General features: G+C 43.4%; 18 protein-coding genes. 7 read left to right on the top strand and 11 right to left on the bottom strand.

The features are described 5' to 3' along the window. Nucleotides 1-12 precede the first annotated feature (12 nt). From D8854_RS05495 to D8854_RS05465, 7 genes are all read right to left on the bottom strand, one after another. Nucleotides 13-741, bottom strand: coding sequence for a segregation/condensation protein A (locus D8854_RS05495; RefSeq protein WP_070683901.1), 729 nt, complete (start codon nt 739-741; stop codon nt 13-15). Then, entirely contained in the window at nt 741-1,475 is a 735-nt protein-coding gene (gene xerD, locus D8854_RS05490; protein ID WP_312023738.1) for a site-specific tyrosine recombinase XerD, read from the bottom strand. The genes D8854_RS05495 and xerD overlap by 1 nt, the downstream gene beginning before the upstream one ends. After that, nucleotides 1,472-1,933, bottom strand: coding sequence for a cyclic-di-AMP-binding protein CbpB (gene cbpB / locus D8854_RS05485; protein ID WP_125450087.1), 462 nt, complete (start codon nt 1,931-1,933; stop codon nt 1,472-1,474). Before cbpB ends, xerD begins: the two co-directional genes overlap by 4 nt. Next, nucleotides 1,930-2,451 (bottom strand): metallophosphoesterase, encoded by a 522-nt coding sequence (locus tag D8854_RS05480; RefSeq protein ID WP_001118939.1) that lies wholly within the window; start codon nt 2,449-2,451, stop codon nt 1,930-1,932. The genes cbpB and D8854_RS05480 overlap by 4 nt, the downstream gene beginning before the upstream one ends. Further along, nucleotides 2,427-3,398, bottom strand: a complete 972-nt coding sequence (locus D8854_RS05475; protein WP_125450085.1) for a nucleoside-triphosphate diphosphatase — start codon at nt 3,396-3,398, stop codon at nt 2,427-2,429. Before D8854_RS05475 ends, D8854_RS05480 begins: the two co-directional genes overlap by 25 nt. Further along, nucleotides 3,395-4,189, bottom strand: a complete 795-nt coding sequence (racE, locus tag D8854_RS05470; RefSeq protein WP_007522320.1) for a glutamate racemase — start codon at nt 4,187-4,189, stop codon at nt 3,395-3,397. Before racE ends, D8854_RS05475 begins: the two co-directional genes overlap by 4 nt. Before the next feature lie 204 nt (nt 4,190-4,393). Continuing rightward, entirely contained in the window at nt 4,394-4,642 is a 249-nt protein-coding gene (locus D8854_RS05465) for a YneF family protein (protein ID WP_000364987.1), read from the bottom strand. A gap of 315 nt (nt 4,643-4,957) precedes the next feature. On the opposite strand from D8854_RS05465, the gene D8854_RS05460 reads away from it, so the two are divergent. Then, complete coding sequence (locus D8854_RS05460; protein ID WP_125450083.1) at nt 4,958-10,111, top strand: SIALI-17 repeat-containing surface protein; 5,154 nt, start codon at nt 4,958-4,960, stop codon at nt 10,109-10,111. Between the two features lie 69 nt (nt 10,112-10,180). Here the strand turns inward: D8854_RS05460 and mraY are convergent, their stop codons facing one another. Genes mraY through rsmH form a run of 4 tightly spaced genes read right to left on the bottom strand, consistent with a single transcriptional unit; the run spans nt 10,181 to nt 14,700 of the window. Next, on the bottom strand, nt 10,181-11,161 hold the full coding sequence (mraY, locus tag D8854_RS05455; protein WP_125450081.1) for a phospho-N-acetylmuramoyl-pentapeptide-transferase: 981 nt from the start codon (nt 11,159-11,161) through the stop codon (nt 10,181-10,183). Nucleotide 11,162: 1 nt separating this feature from the next. Then, complete coding sequence (gene pbp2X / locus D8854_RS05450; RefSeq protein ID WP_125450079.1) at nt 11,163-13,418, bottom strand: penicillin-binding protein PBP2X; 2,256 nt, start codon at nt 13,416-13,418, stop codon at nt 11,163-11,165. A gap of 3 nt (nt 13,419-13,421) precedes the next feature. After that, a complete protein-coding gene (ftsL, locus tag D8854_RS05445; RefSeq protein ID WP_000840795.1) occupies nt 13,422-13,739 on the bottom strand; it encodes a cell division protein FtsL in 318 nt (105 codons plus the stop codon). Nucleotides 13,740-13,749: 10 nt separating this feature from the next. After that, nucleotides 13,750-14,700 (bottom strand): 16S rRNA (cytosine(1402)-N(4))-methyltransferase RsmH, encoded by a 951-nt coding sequence (gene rsmH, locus D8854_RS05440; RefSeq protein ID WP_000159388.1) that lies wholly within the window; start codon nt 14,698-14,700, stop codon nt 13,750-13,752. 162 nt (nt 14,701-14,862) lie between these two features. Here rsmH and D8854_RS05435 point away from each other — a divergent pair, with 162 nt between their 5' ends. Genes D8854_RS05435 through D8854_RS05410 form a run of 6 tightly spaced genes read left to right on the top strand, consistent with a single transcriptional unit; the run spans nt 14,863 to nt 17,581 of the window. Then, nucleotides 14,863-15,057 carry a helix-turn-helix transcriptional regulator gene (locus D8854_RS05435; RefSeq protein WP_125409809.1) on the top strand — a complete coding sequence of 65 codons (195 nt, stop codon included), beginning with the start codon at nt 14,863-14,865 and terminating at the stop codon, nt 15,055-15,057. A 15-nt stretch (nt 15,058-15,072) separates the two neighbouring features. Further along, a complete protein-coding gene (locus tag D8854_RS05430; RefSeq protein ID WP_125450077.1) occupies nt 15,073-15,612 on the top strand; it encodes a DUF3278 domain-containing protein in 540 nt (179 codons plus the stop codon). Between the two features lie 10 nt (nt 15,613-15,622). After that, nucleotides 15,623-16,165 (top strand): DUF3278 domain-containing protein, encoded by a 543-nt coding sequence (locus D8854_RS05425; protein ID WP_125450075.1) that lies wholly within the window; start codon nt 15,623-15,625, stop codon nt 16,163-16,165. A gap of 10 nt (nt 16,166-16,175) precedes the next feature. After that, nucleotides 16,176-16,517 carry a hypothetical protein gene (locus D8854_RS09940; RefSeq protein WP_260469228.1) on the top strand — a complete coding sequence of 114 codons (342 nt, stop codon included), beginning with the start codon at nt 16,176-16,178 and terminating at the stop codon, nt 16,515-16,517. A 12-nt stretch (nt 16,518-16,529) separates the two neighbouring features. Further along, nucleotides 16,530-17,108: a DUF3278 domain-containing protein gene (locus D8854_RS05415; protein WP_125450071.1), complete on the top strand. Its 579-nt coding sequence runs from the start codon at nt 16,530-16,532 to the stop codon at nt 17,106-17,108. Beyond that, a complete protein-coding gene (locus D8854_RS05410) occupies nt 17,105-17,581 on the top strand; it encodes a glutathione peroxidase (protein ID WP_125450069.1) in 477 nt (158 codons plus the stop codon). The genes D8854_RS05415 and D8854_RS05410 overlap by 4 nt, the downstream gene beginning before the upstream one ends. Nucleotides 17,582-17,902: the final 321 nt, after the last annotated feature.

Raw genomic sequence — 17,902 nt, 5'->3', positions numbered from 1 at the left:
TCTCTATCAAGTCTAACCTTGCTCCGCTTGACTTTCTTCCTTCTTTTCCATGAGATAGATATCTCCGAAACTCTCCTCTTGCACGAGGATCAGTTCCTGAGTTTTGATTAACTCTAGGGTTGCCAAAAAGAGGGTAATAACCTCTTGAACATTCTGGGCTTCCTTGAACAAATCCTGTAAGCGCAACTGGTCTCGTCCTGACAAGGACTCTTTTACAATGACCATCATGTCCTCAATCTTATACTCATCCCGCAGGATGGTTGTGTGATTCTGAGCGAACTCCTCTTTTTTCTTGGCTAGAATATTTGAAAAAGCCAAAAAGAGGTCAATGGTCGTCTTGTCATGTACAAGCTCCGCATCTTCGTAAATCAACTCTGTTGGCGCTTTGGAATAGTACTGGGCCCGATCTTGGTGCTTAGCCTCCAAGTGCTCACCCAAGAGCTTGAACTTGCGGTATTCTTCGATTTGGGAGAGAAGGTCCTGCTCTAGGTCATCCTCCAAGTCTGTCACTTCTGCTACCTTTGGCAAGAGCTTGCGGCTCTTGATCAGCATCAGCTGACTGGCCATGACCATATACTCGCCCGTCACTTCCAGACGCATGGCCTGCAGAGTTGAGACATAGGCTAGATACTGTTCGATGACTTCTGTGATAGGCACATCGTAGATATCCATCTGGTACTTAGAAACCAGGTGCAAGAGCAGGTCCAGGGGCCCTTCAAAATCTTTTAATTTAATATCCATTATCTATATTTTTCTAAGGTCAGGACTGTTTTTAATCCTAATTTTTTTGCAATTTCGTACAAATCGACCTTCTTTTCTATCTGTCTTAGAATGAACTGTTCCCGCAAGGCTTGAGCGGATAAGGCGTGGAAACCTTTCTCCTTGGCAAAGGACTCCAGCTGACGAAAGGCCCACTGACGAGAATAGGCTTTCCCTCCCCTTTCAAAGAGATAGGTCTGCCCCATCAAGGGTTCTAGCTCTGGGATTAAGATCGTGGGAATGGTGACAATCCTCTGTTGGGAAGCCTTGTTAATTCGCAACACCTGAAAATCCAGATTGATATCTGCAACCTTAAGGGCTAAAATCTCACTCGGCAAGAGCCCTAGCTCCAAGATAAGAAGCGCCAGCAAGCGTCCTTCTGGATAATTACTTTCCTGCCAAAAAGAGTCTAAATTTAGAATCTCTGGCTTTTCAGTCTTCTTTTCAGCTTGTTTGGCTAATTCCAGACGGTAAAAGCTGTCCACTTCTCCTTTTCGATAGAGAAAGTAGAGAAATTGGTTACAGGTCGAAAGTTTTCGCTTCTGGGCGCTGATTTTTAGATTGGCTAGCTGGGCTTGGTAAATCTTAAGACTAGTCTCAGAGATTCGTTCACCTACAATGTCTAAAAATTGCTCCAGATCATACTTATAAGACTGCTTGGAATTGGCAGACAAGTCCTGTTTTTCCTCTAAAAAGGCTGAAATCCTATCTTTCATTTGCATCGAATCTCATATTCCTTACTAAAGTCATGCAAGAGGGCATTGACAGCCTTGAGGATGGACTTGCGCGTGATGATTCCTTGGAAAATTCCTTCATCATCTACCACTGGCAAGAAGGATTCATCCACCAGTTTATGGAGGACTTCAGTGATGTTATAGTCTGGAGCGACGACTGCCACATCCGTCTTGGTCATATGGACGATATCTGTCGTTGCCATCTGCTCATCCGTCAAACCTTGCTCCATTTGATAAGCCAAAATGTCTCTCAGCCCAATGGTTCCAACAAAGCGTTTGTCAAAGGTCACAACAGGGATACGGGTATAGGTGATTTGACTCAATACCAAAATTGCATGATCAGCGTTATGGGTATCAATCAAGGCTGCTAGATTCTCAGCAGGGGTAAGAAAAGTCTCTTCCTGCTCCAGTAAAAATGCTTCAAATTCCTTGGCAATCATCGAGCAAACTCCTTGGACAAGCCTGGATAAACCTCATGGTCACGTGTCAAAAAGTCTACTTTAAAATAGCTGTCATCAATCTCCACTCGAGCATAGAGACATTCTCTGATAGTCCCTCGTGGTTGGCTGATGGAGCCTGGATTTAAAAAGAGTGTTTTGCCTTCCATCCAAGCATTTGGCACATGCAAGTGACCATAGAGACAGATATCGGCATCTTCTTCCTGAGCCCAGTAGTCCAACTTTTGAAAGTTGAAATTGATATCAAACAAGTGTCCATGCGTCTGGATGATCTTGGTTGGACCAAGTTGAGTCACCAAACGTTCTGGGTAGCCAGCATAAAAGTCCATATTTCCTTTGACGACATGGATGCCTTCCCAGAGCGGAGAGTCTGGACGGAGTTCTGAGTCACCATCGTGAAAAATGGCATCAACTTTCCCCAGATAGCGGTCACGGATTTCTTCGACAATCAAGCTATCGCCATGGGAGTCACTCATTACAATGATGGTTTGCTTTGCCATGATGGAAATACCTCCAAAAGTTTCTTAACGGCTAAGGCACGGTGGGATTGGCTATTTTTTTCTTCCAGAGTTAATTCAGCTGCTGACTTACCTGTCTCTCCCACAAGGAAAAGGGGGTCATAGCCAAAGCCATTTTCACCCTTGGGTTCAAAGTTGATATAACCTGGCCAGTCAGCTTCAACCACCAAGCTTTCCTTGTTTGGACTGGCTACAACTAGGGTTGTATGGAATTGGGCTGAGCGATCCTTGAGTTCAAAGACCATAGCCAATTCGTGCAAGAGCTTAGCATTGTTTTCTCGGTCAGTAGCTCCCACACCTGCAAAACGAGCTGACCAAACACCTGGCAAGCCACCAAGGACATCGACTTTGAGACCTGAGTCATCTGCTAGCACCATCTTGCCTGTTAATTGGGAAATCGTTTCTGCCTTGAGGCGAGCATTTTCTTCAAAAGTCATGCCTGTTTCAGCTACTTCAGGCAGATCTGGATAGTCATTGAGATTTTCCACGTCGTAACCTAACTTGTCAAAGATAGCTCGGAACTCCTTGGTCTTGCCTTCGTTTCGAGTCGCAATCAACAAGGTTTCTCTAACCTTACTAGTTTCAAAAAAGTCTTGAACATCGACCCCTTCTTTAGGTAGTTCGACATGCAAAAGCTTTCCATTTTCAACCAAGAGCAGGGCTCCCTGACGTTGGATGACTTCTAGATTTCGACCTGCTTGGGCATTTAAAATCTCAACGATAAAAGATAGCAAGCGGAAGTTAGAAGACCAGCGCATCACCGTTATTGTAATCGGAAAGCCCTTTTCCTCGTCACGAAAAATCCGCGCCAAATCCATAAAATCAAGCTCGAGAGGATCTTTGATAAGGCTATAGATGCCTCCATAGACATCCCAGACACCGACATACCAGTCCTGGTCATCCTTGTATTCGTAAATTTTGTTTGTCATAAAGTTACATGCTCCACATGAATCTCTTTTTCCAGCCATTCTGCTCCAATTTGGGCAAAACTTTGGCTATTAGCTGTTGTGTAAAAACGATGTTGAAGAGGTCCCGCATCTCGGCTACGATTGATTTCAAAATAGTTAAGCAAAACCGAGATATCCCGTACACACTCTGCCCCACTATCGATGAGCTGAACCTTTGGTCCCATAACATTTTGGATGATAGGGCGAAGGAGTGGGTAATGGGTACAACCCAAAATCAGACTATCCACCTTTCCAACCAAGGGACGCAGGGTCTCATAGACCACTTTCTTGGTTACACTGGTTGATAAGGCACCCGACTCGACCAAGGGGGCAAACTTGGGACAGGCCAAACTTTCCACCTGTAAATCCGGATCCAGATCATGGATTTTCTGACGGTAGATGTCTGATTGGACCGTCATGGGTGTTCCAATTACTCCGATTTTCCCACCTTGACTGGACTTGATAGCTGCCGAAGCTCCTGGTAAAATCACACCTAGAACGGGGATGTCTAGTTTAGCCTTGATTTCTTCCCAGACGACCGCAGTCGCAGTATTACAAGCAATGACAATCATCTTGACATCCTTGGTCAAGAGAAAGTTGACCAACTGCCAAGTATATTCACGGATTTGCTCAGCAGGACGGGGACCATAGGGCGCCCGTGCCGAATCTCCAATATAGACGATTTCTTCATGGGGAAGCTGGCGCATGAGCTCACGTACAACGGTCAAGCCCCCGACACCCGAATCCAAAAAACCAATTGGTCGATTATCCATACAGTCTTCTTTCTAGTCTTTTTCTGATTGATAGTTCATCATAATTACTCGTCCTAAATGAACGGATAGACAGCTTGATAGAATGGCAACTGCCTCTCTCTTAATCATAATCAAATATCAATAGAATGCAAGGAAAAAGTCTTATCCCTGAGAACTAATGAACATAGTGAGAAGTCTGGAACTTTCATCCCAGACTTTTCCTATTTATTTTTTCTTTTTATTGTTAGCAAGGGCTGCTTTTTGTTGACGGATGATTTGGTGGTAAACTTGTTGTACCTTGGCTTCGCTTGGTTTTTGACCATTTGCGCTCAAAAGAGCACGAACTGCCTCAGCGTTCAAACGTGGGTTATCCGCAAATTCTTTTTCGATTTGCTTACGAACCAAGTACATCCCTCCAAGAGCTCCTCCTAGAAAAGCTAGCACAATCAAGACAATTGCTAAAAGTAAATCCATTCTTTTTCTCCTGTTTCTTTTTGAGTCTTCTATATTATACCATAAAGTGACTTTCCTGACTAGTTTGTTTTACGCTTTCAAGACGATACCAATACATTGTCTCCTTATACACTCGCATCTTTGACTACTTGTTTAACCAATTTCCAGTCACATTATATAAAACTATAACTTCATATGAAAATCTCTTGCTTTCTCTGTTTTTATTTGTTATATTAAAATGGTACGAATAAAATCGGTCCATACCAGACTGTAAATAGGGCATTATATTTTTTTAAGAAAAAATGAAAGCGCTTTTAATTAATAAAGGAGGGTTTTATGAAAAAACACTTTTGGGAGAAATCCTGTCGCTATAGCATCCGCAAGCTAACAGTCGGCACAGCCTCTGTTTTGCTTGGAGCAGTTTTTCTAGCTAGTCATACCGTCTCTGCTGATACTACTGAAGTAAAGCAAAATGACCCTACACTGGAGAAAACTACAGCCAAGACAGATACCGTTACGAAAACAATTGAATCAACTGAGAACACTCAGCCAAGTGAAGCAATTGACCATTCAAAACCAGTTCTAGCTGATAATAGTGTTTCTGAAACAAAATCCACTAAGGCTGATGTTACTTCTGCTACAACTAATCAAGCAAGTACTGAGGCTATTGTAAAACCTAATGAAAATAAGGAAACCGAAAAACAAGAACTACCTGTGACAGAACAAAGCAACTATCAACTCAACTACGATCAGCCAACAGCTCCCTCCTATGATGGATGGGAAAAACAAGCCCTCCCTGTCGGAAATGGAGAGATGGGAGCCAAGGTTTTCGGTCTCATTGGCGAAGAGAGAATCCAGTACAACGAAAAGACCCTCTGGTCAGGAGGACCACAACCCGATAGCACAGACTATAATGGAGGAAACTACAAGGATCGTTACAAGGTCTTAGCAGAGATACGTAAAGCCCTCGAAGCTGGAGACCGCCAAAAAGCTAAACAGCTAGCTGAACAAAATCTAGTTGGACCAAACAACGCCCAGTATGGACGTTACCTAGCCTTTGGTGATATCTTCATGGTCTTCAATAACCAGAAAAAAGGGGTAGATACTGTAACTGATTATCATCGTGGTTTGGATATCACAGAAGCCACTACGACAACTTCTTACACCCAAGATGGGACCACCTTCAAACGCGAAACCTTCTCCAGCTATCCTGATGATGTCACCGTGACCCACTTGACCAAAAAAGGAAACAAGACACTTGACTTTACCCTTTGGAACAGCTTGACCGAAGACCTGCTTGCTAATGGCAACTACTCTTGGGAATATTCCAACTATAAGAATGGTCATGTCACTACAGATGCAAACGGAATCCTTCTAAAGGGAACTGTCAAAGATAACGGCCTCAAATTTGCATCCTATCTAGGAATTAAAACGGACGGAAAGGTGACTGTTCAGGATGAGACACTAACCGTTACAGGCGCAAGTTATGCGACCCTCTATCTCAGCGCCAAGACTAACTTTGCTCAGAATCCAAAAACCAACTATCGAAAAGACATTGACCTCGAAAAAACAGTTAAAGGGATTGTCGAAGCAGCTAAGGCTAAAGACTACGAGACACTTAAAAAGGCCCATATCAAGGACTATCAAAGTCTCTTTAACCGCGTTAAACTAAATCTAGGCGGAAACAAGACTGCTCAAACGACTAAAGAGGCCCTTCAAGGCTATAACCCAGATAAAGGGCAAAAATTGGAAGAACTCTTCTTCCAATACGGACGTTATTTATTGATTAGTTCATCTCGTGATCGGACAGATGCTCTGCCTGCCAACCTCCAAGGAGTCTGGAATGCTGTAGACAATCCACCTTGGAACGCTGACTACCACCTCAATGTCAATTTGCAAATGAACTATTGGCCAGCCTACATGAGCAACCTTGCTGAAACAGCCAAGCCAATGATCAATTACATTGACGACATGCGCTACTACGGACGTATCGCTGCCAAAGAATACGCTGGAATCGAATCCAAAGACGGGCAAGAAAATGGTTGGCTGGTCCACACTCAAGCAACTCCATTTGGCTGGACTACTCCAGGCTGGAATTACTATTGGGGTTGGTCGCCAGCTGCTAATGCCTGGATGATGCAGAACGTTTATGACTACTACAAATTCACCAAGGATGAGACTTATCTCAAAGAAAAGATCTATCCTATGTTGAAAGAGACTGCCAAGTTCTGGAACTCCTTCTTGCACTACGACAAAGAAAGCGACCGTTGGGTGTCTTCCCCATCCTACTCACCAGAACACGGGACCATCACCATCGGAAATACCTTTGACCAGTCGCTAGTCTGGCAGCTATTCCACGACTACATGGAAGTTGCCAACCATCTGAAAGTCGACCAAGACTTAGTCACAGAGGTTAAGGCTAAATTTGACAAACTCAAACCACTTCATATCAATAAAGAAGGACGTATCAAGGAATGGTACGAGGAGGACAGTCCACAATTCACCAATGAAGGGATTGAAAACAACCACCGTCACGTTTCCCATCTAGTTGGTCTCTTCCCAGGTACGCTCTTTAGCAAGGACCAAGCTGAATACCTAGAGGCTGCGCGTGCAACCCTCAACCACCGTGGAGATGGTGGTACTGGTTGGTCTAAGGCCAATAAAATCAACCTCTGGGCTCGTCTGCTGGACGGTAACCGTGCCCATCGCTTACTCGCTGAACAGCTCAAGTATTCAACCCTAGAAAACCTTTGGGATACCCACGCGCCTTTCCAAATCGATGGCAACTTCGGAGCAACCAGTGGGATGGCAGAAATGCTCCTTCAATCACACACTGGCTATATTGCACCATTGCCAGCCCTTCCTGATGCTTGGAAAGACGGTCAAGTTTCTGGATTAGTTGCCCGTGGTAACTTTGAAGTCAGCATGAAATGGAAAGATAAGAACTTGCAAAGCTTGTCCTTCCTTTCAAATGTCGGTGGAGACCTGGTTGTAGATTATCCAAATATCGAAGCTAGCCAAATCAAGGTCAATGGCAAAGCAGTCAAGGCAACTGTCCTCAAAGATGGCCGCATCCAACTGGCAACACAAAAAGGTGATGTCATTACCTTTGAACATTTCCCTGGTCGCATAACTAGTCTGGCAGCAGTTCGACAAAATGGAGTCACTGCTGAACTCACCTTCAACCAAGTAGAAGGCGCTACCCACTATGTCATCCAAAGACAAGCAAAAGACGAATCTGGCCAAACCTCTGCAACTAGAGAATTTGTAACCAATCAAACTAACTTTATCGACCGATCACTCAATCCTCAACTCGCCTATACCTATACCGTCAAGGCCATGCTGGGCGAAGTTTCCACACAAGTATCTGAACAGGCAACTGTAGAAACTCCTAGTGAATTGATGGATGACCGAGATAGTCGTATCCAGTACGGGGCCGCCTTTGGAAACTGGGCAGACTCAGAATTATTTGGAGGAACGGAGAAGTTTGCTGACCTTTCAAAAGGAAACTACACAGACCAAGACGTGACTGCTACTATTCCTTTCAATGGTGTTGGTATCGAAATCTATGGACTAAAATCATCTGAACTAGGTCTTGCAACTGCTAAAATTGATGGCAAAGAGGTCGGCGAGCTTGACTTCCATACTGCTGGGGCAACTGAAAAAGGTAGTCTCATCAGTCGCTTCACTGGATTGTCTGACGGACCTCACACATTGACTCTTAGTGTTAAACGTGAACACAAAGGACGTGGTAGTGAGCGCTCGAAAATTTCATTAGACTACTTCAAGGTCCTATCAGGAACAGGCAACACGATTGAAAAGATGGATGATCGCGACCCTCGCATCCAGTATGGTGCTCAGTTTAAGGACTGGTCTGACCCTGAACTCTACGGAGGTACAGAAAAATACGCTGACATCAACAACAGTGACCCAAGTACTGCTTCAGAAGCTCAGGCAACTATTTCCTTTACAGGAACGGGTATTCGTATCTTTGGCTTGAAGAGCCTCGCTCTTGGACGAGCACGTGTTACACTAGATGGCAAAGAAATGCCAAGTCTAGACTTCTACACTTCAGGCGCAACTGAAAAGAGAGCCTTTATTGGCGAATTTACAAACCTTACTGACGGTCCGCACACCCTAACATTACGTGTTGACCCAGATTCACCAGAAGGTCGCAAGAAAATTTCTCTAGATTCCTTTGATATCATCAAAGCACCTGCTGTTGGTTTAGATAGCCCAAGTATCGCTCCTCTCAAGGAAAATGACAAAGAAGTTTCCTTAACCCTACCATCTGGAGACTGGGAAGCCATCGCAGTGACCTTCCCAGGTGTCAAAGATCCTCTGGTCTTGCGCAAAGTGGATGAAACGCATCTGGTTACCAGTGGAGATCAGACTATCCTATCAGTCCAAGACAATCAAGTTCAAATCCCAATTCCTGACGAAACCAATCGCAAAGCTGGAAATGCAATTGAAGCTTATACCATTCAAGGAAATACCACAAGTAGCCCTATCGTAGCCGTCTTTACTAAAAAGGATGAGAAAAAGGTTGACGAGAGTCAGCCAACTACAAGCAAGGGGGACGAACCAGCTCCTACTGTTGAAATTCCGGAATACACCGATCCTATCGGAACGGCAGGGCAAGAGGAACCACCTACAGTGACAATTCCGGAATACACTAAACCTATCGGGACTGCAGGGCAAGAAGTGCCACCCACTGTAGAAATGCCTGAATACACCGAACCTATCGGAACGGCGGGGCAAGAAGAGTCTCCTACTGTAGAAAAGCCTGAATACACCAAACCGATCGGAACAGCAGGTCAAGAGGAAGCTCCTACTGTTGAAAAACCTGAATACACTAAACCTATCGGAACTAGCGGAGATCAGGTCGCTCCGACCCATAGCCTTCCTGACTATCCAGTTCAAGTCTTGAAAGATAAGGAGACTGGAGTAGAAATCATCGGTGGAGCTACTGACTTAGAAGGAATTTCTCACATCTCTAGCCGACGTGTCCTAGCTCAGGAACTCTTTGGCAAGATCTATGGCGCTTATGACCTACAGCTTAAAAATCCAACCGATCATAGCTTGCAGCCAAAAGGCTCTGTCTTAGTTCGCTTGCCTATTTCAGCTAGCGTAGAAAATGTTTACTACCTCACTCCAAATAAGGAGTTGCAAGCCCTTGATTTCACTGTACGAGACGGAAAGGTAGAGTTCATCACTAATCATTTCAGTACCTATGCCGTCGTCTATCAAGCTACTGGAACAAGCTCTAACACAGAGGAAAAACCAAGTGCTTCAGATACAGAAACCTTGGCACACGAGGCTGAACAACTTTCAGCTAGTCTGATCCCTGCGAAAACTGGAAATCATTCTTCTAAAGAAGAACTTCCAGCAACAGGAGAAGCATCCAACCCACTCCTCTTCTTAGCAGGCCTCAGCCTAGCCCTTACAGCCACTTTTATGTTAAAAGGAAGAAAGGATGACTCCAACTAACCTTTAAACACACAAAAACAGGATGAAGATCACCTTCATCCTGTTTTATTTTGTAATCAAAAGTTATGTTTACAGCAGGTATAAAAAGGTTAAGGTCAAGAGACTTGCTAGAAGCCCAACTCCCCAAAAGAAGAAGTCAACCTTCCACTCGCTCCAAGGATTGCCCTTGCCTGAGAATCCTCCAAGCTCGAAATGGTGATGCACAGGTGTCATACGGAAAATACGCTTCCCACCACTAAGTTTGAAGTAGGTAACCTGCATCATAACAGAGCTTGTCTCAAAGACATAGATAATCCCAATCAGCAAAAGGGTCCATTCTTGGTGGAGGGCCATAGAGATTGCTGCCAGCATCCCACCTAGAGCCAAACTTCCAACGTCCCCCATGAAGACCTTGGCAGGCTTGTGGTTAAAGACGAAGAAACCTAGCAAACCACCAATCATGGCAAGAATCACAAGAAGGATATCCAGTTGATTTTGCATATAAGCAATCACACCGTAGGCCGATAAGCTAATCACTACTGAGATACTAGCCAAACCGTCGATCCCGTCCGTCAGATTCACCGCATTTGAAAAGCCAACTAGCCAGAAAAGAGCAAAGAAAATATAGAAAATTCCCAGATGAAGAGGATAGCCAAAAACTGAAAGCATATCACCACCACGCTCATAAAAGAGGTAGAAAATCACTCCTCCAAGGAGCTGGAGAGCAAGCTTTTGCTTAGGATTCAAACCTTCGTTGATCTTACGAAAGACCTTGAGGAAATCATCCAGAAAACCTACCAAACCATACAAAACCAAGATAAACAAAATCATGCCGACATTGTTGGTCAATTGTTGGGTAAAGAGAGCAACCAGAAAGCTCACGACTACTGCAACGATAAGGAAAACAAGACCCCCCATGGTTGGAGTCCCAGCTTTAGCTTGGTGTTGCTTGACATCCTCGTGCATCTGCTGACCCGTAATCTGTGCTTTTCGATAAAATCGGATAAAGGCTGGAATGCCAATCAAGGTCAATAGAAAGGCCAGTATTCCAGCACTAATGGAACTAATCATCTTAATCTCCTAAAGTTACTTTCATTTTTTTTATGTCTTTGAGGGCTGTATTGGCACGGACACTTTGTTTCTTGACTGTCTTACCGCTACCTTCCCATTCGACTTCTATATTTAGCCATTTGGCAAATGTTTGCACATTTTCATCTGTCCAGCCATACATATCAGGCATTTCTTCGACCTTATCAGACAGGATCAAGATTTGCTGATTGGCTTCCAAATTATCTCCTTCAGAAATCGAAAGATCCTTGATCTTGGTTCCTGTTCCGATAACGATTGGTTGGACAAGGTTTCGGCGCAATTCTTCTGCGAGGTCACCTGGGGTAAAGTCCTTGGTAGCTGGCATAGCATAGCTTGTCGTCTTGCTGATCTGATCCAAGTTCTTGGCAGTTGACTGAAGATTGAGGGATTCTTTCATGGCAGATGCTCGCTCAAGGATTGGGTTGGCAAACTCTCCCAGCTGAACGCCTGAATAATGCTCTGGCTGTTGCACCGTCACATAGAGGATAAAGTCAGGATTTTCTGCAGGATGCATCGACACAACAGAGAAGATATAGTTGGTTTCACCTTTTAAGTAACCCCCATTCTTCTCATCTGCAATCTGCGCTGTCCCTGATTTCAGGGCAACATTCTGACCTGGAACATTGACATTAGGCTTTCCTGTGCTGTGGTTATACATGGTACCATAGACAGGATCTGTCCCGACCATGACCATGTGGTCTCGAGTAGAGGACGCTGCCGCTTTTGATACAGGATTTCCGACAATCTCCTTTTGAGACTTACGGACAGACTGGTCATTTGGATCATAGAGGGCGCTGATAAATTTCGGCTCCAGCATGACTCCGTCATTGGCAATGGCAGTAAAGGCACGAAGCATCTGGGTCTGGGTGACAGATATCCCTTGTCCAAATGAACTCATGGCAATATTGACAATATTATCAGCAGGTAATTGACCCGTGTACTCATCTGTCAAACCAAAACGGGTCGGTACCCCAAACTTGAAACGGTTGAGGTAGTCCAGCCAGGTTGCATCTCCCATCTTTTGCTCAAGCAAGGTCATTCCGATATTACTTGAGTGGGCAAAACCTTGAGAGAAGGTCATGGTGCCACCACTAGTCAACCCTTCATTGACGTCCCAGTCACGAATAGTCGCATCTGCTATTTTCAATTCACTACTGTTAAAGTATTCACCACCAGGGAAGGTATTGTTATCAATGGCTGAGGCCAACATCATCACCTTCATAGTGGATCCTGGCTCGTAGTTACTTTGATAAAGAATATCTCGCCAAACAAAGTCTTTTGTAATACCATCCTTGGTATCGGCATTGAAGGTTGGTCGTTGGGTTGTAGCAAGAATCTCCCCTGTTTTAGCGCTGACCAAGGTAGCCGTCATATACTTGCCTTTTACCTTTTCCTGAAAGGCATCCATCTGGCTTTCCATAAAGGATTGCAAGGGACTAGAAAGGGTTGTGTAAACATCCTTTCCATCCACCGTTTGCTGTGAAGCTTGATCTGTACCCGGAACAATATTTCCCAGACGATCCTTCTCATAGGTGATAATCCCATCTGTACCCGCCAGAATGCTATTTAAGGAACTCTCCAATCCAGATGTCCCAATCAAACGTTTGGTGCCATCCTCATTTTCATGGAGTTGCGCTAAACCGATAAAGGAAGAAGCAAACTGTCCATTGGGATAACTGCGGTTAGGGCTAGTTGTGAAGTCAACACCCTCAACACCAGCAGTTTTTAGGTCATTTTTAATAGCCATCATATTGGCATAGGTAATCCCATTTCCCTTAGTACCAAAAGATACCTGTTTTAGATCTGGTTGAGAAAGCTGTTCTTTGACATAGGACTCCTCCATATCCAGATACTTATGGAAAATTTCAGCTACCTTATTAAATTGAGAATCCTCCACATAGAGAATTTTGCCTGTTGCTGACTTGTAGGTCTTGTCAATAACTGCATAAATATTGTAAGAAGTCGCATCTTCTGCAATAGGTGTTCCATTTCGATCGTAGATGGTTCCCCGTTTTGCAGGAATCGTCTTGGTTGTTTGATGGACCTTGTTGGCTTCTTGAACCAAGTCCTTACCAAATTTTTTACCCGTTCCGATAATGACCGCAAAGTTGACCAAAAAGACAGCGAAGAGTATGACAGCCAATAAACTCAGGCTTTTCCCTACTCTTCGGCGGTTTTCTTCTGGAGATTTACGGTTACGAACGGCATAACGGATGATTTTTTCTTTCCACTGTTTCATTTCTTACTCCGCTGCTCGGATATTTTCGTTATTCAGCTGCAAATCCTTGGAGTTTGCAATTTCTTTCAAACGTTCTGAACGAATCAATTCATTGACCTCTTGCTTGGCATCGTCTAGCTCGGTTTTCTTTTCTTCGATTTGAGCATTGACCTTGGTCAATTCATTCTGAACTTGTAATAGCTTGGTCTGCATAAACACAACGCTAATTGCCAGGATAATCATTGTTGCAGCAATCGAAACATAGAAGGCCTTTTCCACACGTGAAAAACCTTTAAACTTCGTTTGCAATAACTGGCTTGTTTTTTCGATTCTTTCTGCCATGTTTTTCCTCTTACTTGTGAATTTTTCTAGCCACGCGCAACTTGGCTGAATGCGAACGATTGTTGGCTTCTAGCTCTTCAGCACTTGGCAAGATTGGCTTACGGGATACCAATTCCATCTTGGGCTTAAGGTCATCTGGAATGAAGGGCAAGCCTTTGGGAACTTCCACTGTTGAAGCTTCCTTGAATAATTGCTTGGTCAAGCGGTCTTCCAGCGAATGGAAGGTAATGACCGAGATTCTACCATCCAGAGCCAGCATGTCCATGGCCTGCTGGATAGATTCATCTGCAGCGCCCAGCTCATCATTGACTTCGATTCGGATAGCCTGAAAAATCTGCTTGGCAGGGTGTCCCTTTTTCTTGAGCTCCTTGGCAGGCTTGGCCGACTTGATAATCTCTGCCAACTCCGTCGTCGTCTCAATGGGTTTCACCTCACGCGCTTGCTCAATCTTACGGGCAATCTGTTTAGAAAATTTATCCTCACCATACTTGAAAAAGATCCGAACCAAGTCATGATAGTCATAATGATTGACCACCTCATAGGCCGTCAGACTAGCTTCCTGATTCATCCGCATATCCAGTGGCGCATCCTTTTTATAAGAAAAGCCACGTTCACGCTGATCTAGCTGAGGACTGGACACTCCCAAGTCATAACAAATTCCATCAATTTCCTGGACACCAGCCTCCTGCAAACGTGCCTGCAAATGACGGAAGTTATCCTTGATAAAGGTTACCATCCCCTTTTCGATATAGGGTGCCAACCGTTTTTGCGCATTGTCAATGGCATTCTGGTCCTGGTCAAAGGCATAGAGATGACCTTTTTCGCTCAATTTACTTAATAAATATTCGCTATGGCCTGCTCCGCCCAAAGTCGCATCAACGTAGATACCGTCAGGTTTTACGTCAAGCATATCAATCGTTTCATGAAGCAAGACCGTTACATGATGAAATTCTTTTGTCATATCCTATCTATTTTACCACAAATCTGACCAGCTTGCACTTGTCAGACAAGGCTAAGTTTCTTCGAAAAAAATTCTCAAAAATATGTCATATATACTTGACATCTCATCCCCGAAAGAATATAATATAGTCAAATATATACGACATATCAGAAAGGAGACCCTATGAATCGTGTGAAAGAATTCCGCAAGGAACTGGGTATTTCCCAGCTCGAACTCGCCAAGGATATCGGTGTCTCGAGACAAACCATCAATATGATTGAGAACGACAAGTACAATCCAACCCTGGAACTCTGTCTCAATCTCGCCCGCAGCCTCAAAACTGACCTCAATAGTCTCTTTTGGGAGGATAATTTTTAAAAAAGGAGCAAACTCATGAAAAAAGAAACTCTCACTGAAAAACTGATCAAACGCATTTATGGCATTTCAGGACCACTTGATGAACACAAACGACGCGAAGCTGACCGCATTGGAAATAAAATCTTTGTGATTCTCTTTTACCTCATGACTTTAGGTAATCTTATTCCCTTTGTCCTTGCTTATAAATATCCGCAAATTGTCGCTATCGGCTATCCTCTTGTGGTATTCGGCATTTCGATGATTTCTGCTCTCTATGTGCTCTCCCAAACCAGGAAAACAGGCATCACAGCCATTGATCTAGATATGCTGAATGAGAAAGAAAGCAAGCAACTACACTACCCAGGTCTTAAAGCGGGGATAGTCTATGGATTGATGAGTTTTTTTGTAACCCCTCTTCTCCATATACTACTAGGTGAGAGTCAGGACTATCTTCAGTCTCTTCTCACTTTTAAAAATATTTTTTCAAGTATTCTCCAGTCTTTCTTCTTCGGAGTGATTATACAAATTATCATCTCCCGTCGCATTGCAAAATCCAAGAAAGATCAGGATGATTAGGAGCAAACAAATGAAAAAAGAAACTCTCACTGAAAAACTCATTAAACGCATATACGGTATTTCTGGTCCCCTTGACGAACACAAACGGCGCGAGGCCGATCGTATCGGGAATCAGGTCTTTATTGTTCTCTTTTATCTCATGATATTTGGCAATCTCATCCCCTTTGTCCTTGCTTATAAATATCCGCAAATTGTCGCTATCGGCTATCCTCTTGTGGTATTCGGCATTTCGATGATTTCTGCTCTCTATGTGGTCTCCCAAACCAAGAAAACAGGCATCACAGCCATTGATCCCGAAATGCTGAGTCAAAAAGAAAGCAAAAAGCTACATTTTCCTGGTCTAAAAGCCGGCCTAATCTATGGCATGGGCATGTTCTTTGGAATACCGCTTCTGAATGTCCTAACCGATGATAGCAAGGATTATCTTAGCTCTCTTTTAAATACAGGGCATTTTGTGTCAACTATCCTAGCAGCCTTCTTCTTCGGAGTGACCATACAAATTATCGTCTCTCTTCGCATTCGAAAAGCCAAAAAAGACCATGAAGACGACTAGGAGGTACCTTATGAAATCACTAGCTAGACTACTGATCAGTCATGTTTTTATCAGTATCTTTGTTACCTTTTTCCTACTTTCTGGACATATTGAGCATCCTTTCTTGATTATCTTTCTTTTATTCCTTCCTGTATTGAACAAGGGACAGAGATTCCAGAAAATCCAATCAAAAAAAATACGTCTTCTAAACGTATCTCTCTGTTTTATCCTCGTATCCTTTCCACAACTTTTAACAAATCCTATGGATTGGAGATACCTGGTATTTCTAATAATCTGTATCATTTTTAGTTTGGTTTACTTCTATACTCTCTATCAACTCTTTAAAGAAATCAATCAAAAATTGCCCATTTAGGAGATCACTCCCATGAAAAAAGAAGATTTCACCACTCGCTTACTCAAACTATTCTTTCACATACAAGGCCCCTTTGATGAATGCCGCCAAGAGATAATCTACAGGGCTGGTGCCCGTTCCTTGATCCAAATCGTTTACTCCTCCCTCCTACTCTTCTTGTTCTATCTCCTATTTGGACGCTTCATAGAGTTGGTTCGAGATGCCATGCCCTACCTCTATTTTGGACTTATCTTCGTCCTCTCATCTAGGGCGAGACTAGCAATTCGCGACTTACATTTAGACAAGGATGACCCGTCCGAAATCCATCACAAAAGCTACAGCAAAAACCAGATCAAAGTTCGTAGTTGGGGTGTATTCATCAGTATTCCAATTGGCTTGTTTGTCTTATCAGCCTTTCACAAACTCTTTGTTCAGCATCTTCCCCTCAACACCTTTTGGGACAAGCTCTCCCAGTTCGATAAAACGCTCCCTTTACTAGTCTTAGGTTTGGGAATTGGTGCCATCTTTGGAAGCATGACCTACGCCTTTTTATCGGAACACGAGATGAAACACTCTGAATCAGGAATGCATAAGGAGAATATAGAAAAATGACCAATATATATGATTTTTCCGTTTTGAACCAAAACAACCAAGCAACTTCCCTAGAGAGCTATCGTGGTAAAGTTCTCTTGATTGTCAACACTGCTACTGGATGTGGTTTAACGCCCCAGTACCAGGGGCTTCAAGAACTCTATGAACGCTATCAAGATCAGGGCTTTGCAATCCTAGATTTCCCTTGCAATCAGTTCATGGGACAAGCACCCGGCAGCGCAGAGGAAATCAATAGCTTCTGTAGCCTACATTATCAGACAACTTTCCCTCGCTTTGCCAAGATCAAGGTCAACGGCAAGGAAGCAGATCCTCTTTATGTTTGGCTTAAAGACCAGAAAGCTGGTCCGCTAGGAAAACGAATCGAATGGAATTTTGCTAAGTTTCTCATTGGTCGAGATGGGCAAGTCCTTGAGCGCTTCTCTTCCAAAACAGACCCCCAAGCCATCCAAGATTCTCTCCAAAAAATACTCTAATTTCTTTTTAAAATGTATCCTTTCATTTAGTTTGAGCCATGAAAGGATGCGTTTTTTCTTTAAAAAGTGACTGATTTTCTTTAATTTATATTTATTTTTTTGCTTTTTGCTATTGCAATTCTTTCATTAATTTAGTATATTTGTTATATTAAAAGTTTTCAGTCATTTTAAGGGAGAAATGACCTTTTGAATTTTTTATCTTAAAATGAAAGCGCTTTATAAGCAGGAGGTAAGGTGGCTTATAATTATCAGAGAGTTTTTTCATTAAATCAAGTTGTAACCAAGTCAGACTTGGGCTCAGGCAGTAGCTGACTGCCTTTC

Source organism: Streptococcus mitis (genome assembly GCF_003943905.1).
Lineage (GTDB): Bacteria > Bacillota > Bacilli > Lactobacillales > Streptococcaceae > Streptococcus > Streptococcus mitis_BC.
This window is presented reverse-complemented; position numbering and strand designations above follow the sequence as displayed.

Excerpts from the sequence above, each read along its gene's own strand:
- D8854_RS05495 (WP_070683901.1), bottom strand. The coding sequence starts at position 741 with ATGGATATTAAATTAAAAGATTTTGAAGGGCCCCTGGACCTGCTCTTG.
- xerD (WP_312023738.1), bottom strand. The coding sequence starts at position 1,475 with ATGAAAGATAGGATTTCAGCCTTTTTAGAGGAAAAACAGGACTTGTCT.
- cbpB (WP_125450087.1), bottom strand. The coding sequence starts at position 1,933 with ATGATTGCCAAGGAATTTGAAGCATTTTTACTGGAGCAGGAAGAGACT.
- D8854_RS05480 (WP_001118939.1), bottom strand. The coding sequence starts at position 2,451 with ATGGCAAAGCAAACCATCATTGTAATGAGTGACTCCCATGGCGATAGC.
- D8854_RS05475 (WP_125450085.1), bottom strand. The coding sequence starts at position 3,398 with ATGACAAACAAAATTTACGAATACAAGGATGACCAGGACTGGTATGTC.
- racE (WP_007522320.1), bottom strand. The coding sequence starts at position 4,189 with ATGGATAATCGACCAATTGGTTTTTTGGATTCGGGTGTCGGGGGCTTG.
- D8854_RS05465 (WP_000364987.1), bottom strand. The coding sequence starts at position 4,642 with ATGGATTTACTTTTAGCAATTGTCTTGATTGTGCTAGCTTTTCTAGGA.
- D8854_RS05460 (WP_125450083.1), top strand. The coding sequence starts at position 4,958 with ATGAAAAAACACTTTTGGGAGAAATCCTGTCGCTATAGCATCCGCAAG.
- mraY (WP_125450081.1), bottom strand. The coding sequence starts at position 11,161 with ATGATTAGTTCCATTAGTGCTGGAATACTGGCCTTTCTATTGACCTTG.
- pbp2X (WP_125450079.1), bottom strand. The coding sequence starts at position 13,418 with ATGAAACAGTGGAAAGAAAAAATCATCCGTTATGCCGTTCGTAACCGT.
- ftsL (WP_000840795.1), bottom strand. The coding sequence starts at position 13,739 with ATGGCAGAAAGAATCGAAAAAACAAGCCAGTTATTGCAAACGAAGTTT.
- rsmH (WP_000159388.1), bottom strand. The coding sequence starts at position 14,700 with ATGACAAAAGAATTTCATCATGTAACGGTCTTGCTTCATGAAACGATT.
- D8854_RS05435 (WP_125409809.1), top strand. The coding sequence starts at position 14,863 with ATGAATCGTGTGAAAGAATTCCGCAAGGAACTGGGTATTTCCCAGCTC.
- D8854_RS05430 (WP_125450077.1), top strand. The coding sequence starts at position 15,073 with ATGAAAAAAGAAACTCTCACTGAAAAACTGATCAAACGCATTTATGGC.
- D8854_RS05425 (WP_125450075.1), top strand. The coding sequence starts at position 15,623 with ATGAAAAAAGAAACTCTCACTGAAAAACTCATTAAACGCATATACGGT.
- D8854_RS09940 (WP_260469228.1), top strand. The coding sequence starts at position 16,176 with ATGAAATCACTAGCTAGACTACTGATCAGTCATGTTTTTATCAGTATC.
- D8854_RS05415 (WP_125450071.1), top strand. The coding sequence starts at position 16,530 with ATGAAAAAAGAAGATTTCACCACTCGCTTACTCAAACTATTCTTTCAC.
- D8854_RS05410 (WP_125450069.1), top strand. The coding sequence starts at position 17,105 with ATGACCAATATATATGATTTTTCCGTTTTGAACCAAAACAACCAAGCA.